The sequence below is a fragment of the uncultured Tyzzerella sp. genome (genome assembly GCF_963558545.1).
Lineage (GTDB): Bacteria > Bacillota > Clostridia > Lachnospirales > CAG-274 > Tyzzerella.
Genome location: NZ_CAUWHO010000120.1, coordinates 1 through 1,508 on the forward strand (window position 1 = coordinate 1; position 1,508 = coordinate 1,508).

General features: G+C 25.1%; 1 protein-coding gene. It reads right to left on the minus strand.

Annotation, left to right across the window (positions count from 1 at the left end):
- Positions 1-48: 48 nt before the first annotated feature.
- Positions 49-1,467 (minus strand): recombinase family protein, encoded by a 1,419-nt coding sequence (locus tag R5Z65_RS10110; RefSeq protein ID WP_317368940.1) that lies wholly within the window; start codon positions 1,465-1,467, stop codon positions 49-51.
- Between the last annotated feature and the right edge of the window lie 41 nt (positions 1,468-1,508).

Below are 1,508 nucleotides of genomic sequence, written 5' to 3' on the forward strand. Positions count from 1 at the left end.
TTATTAGCAAGATTAGGGTTTATAGTTAATAATCGTTCTGTGACATCTTTATGTATAATTATTTCTAATAAGAACGTTTTTGTCTACACCAATATCTGAAAATGCTTTTAAATATATATTTACATTTCCTCTTTCATCTACCACTATTTTATCTATTATTTTTTTAAGGCTAGCATTTGTTAAGTTATCCATATTTAAAATATTTTCTAAATCTTTAAATGTATTATATATTGTTTCTTCTAGCCTGTCCCCTTTTGATAAATTATTTTTTATAAGTTCAAGCTCTTTTTTATTTTTTTCTATATCTTGATTTAATTCTTTAACTTTTTTATTAAGCTCATCTCTTGTTATTAAATCATCTGTATACATTTCCATATACTTTTCTTTTGTTTTTTGTAATTTACTTAATTTTTTTTCTATTTCCTTTTCTATATTAATATTATCTTCCTTATTTTTATATATTTTGTTAAATTCTTTTACTATCCTTTCTACTGTATCTTTTTTACTTTCTAATATACTTTTAAAATATCCTTTTATAGCATCTGTAAGCTCTTTTTCATCTATTTTACTAAAGTTTGGGCAACTGTCTTTCCCTTTTGCATTTCTTCCACTACATACCCATTTTATATAAGTATTTCTATAAACTCTCTCAAGTCGCCTAAAACTATAACCACAACAACTGCAACGTATAAGTGTACTAAATAAATGTTTATTACTTTCTCGTTGTTTATTTAAATTAAAGTCTATGTTTCTCTTTTTAAGTATAGCTTGTACTTTTTCAAAATCTTCATTACTTATAATAGCTAACTCTGGCTTTTCTATTATATACCAATCTTGACTATCTTTTTTCTTTCTAACTCCTGTTAAAAAGTCTTCTACTTCTTCTTTACCATTTACAATTTTACCTGTATATATTGAGTTTGTTAAAATTCTTGATATTGCATTTTGACTCCAATTACAATTCCTTTTTGTTCTATATCCTTCATTATTTAATATTTGTGCTATTTTATTTGCACCATTACCTTCATTTAAATATAAATTAAATATTTTCTTGACTACTTCTGCTTCTTTTTCATTTATTGTAAGATTAAAATAATCCCCTTTTATTTTGTCATATCCATATACAAAGTTAGGTACACGGCCTTTTTCTGCGTTTATCTTTTTACCAAACTTTACCCTTTTTGATGTGTTTGCACTTTCTTCTTGTGCTAATGCCCCAAAAATAGTAAGCACAAATTCAGAATTACCTAAAACAGTTTGATTTGATGTTAAAAATATTGTTTCTATCCCTAAAGCCTTTAATTGCCTTATACTCTGTAAAAAATCTACTGTGTTTCTTGCAAACCTAGATATATCTTTAACTATTACTATGTTGAATAAGCCTTTTTTAGCATCTTCCATCAACTTCTGAAAACTTTCTCGTTTTTTTATTTTAGTCCCACTTATACCTTCGTCTGTAGTTGTCAATATATAACCTAAAAAAATTATTATTATTTTTTAAATTTCCA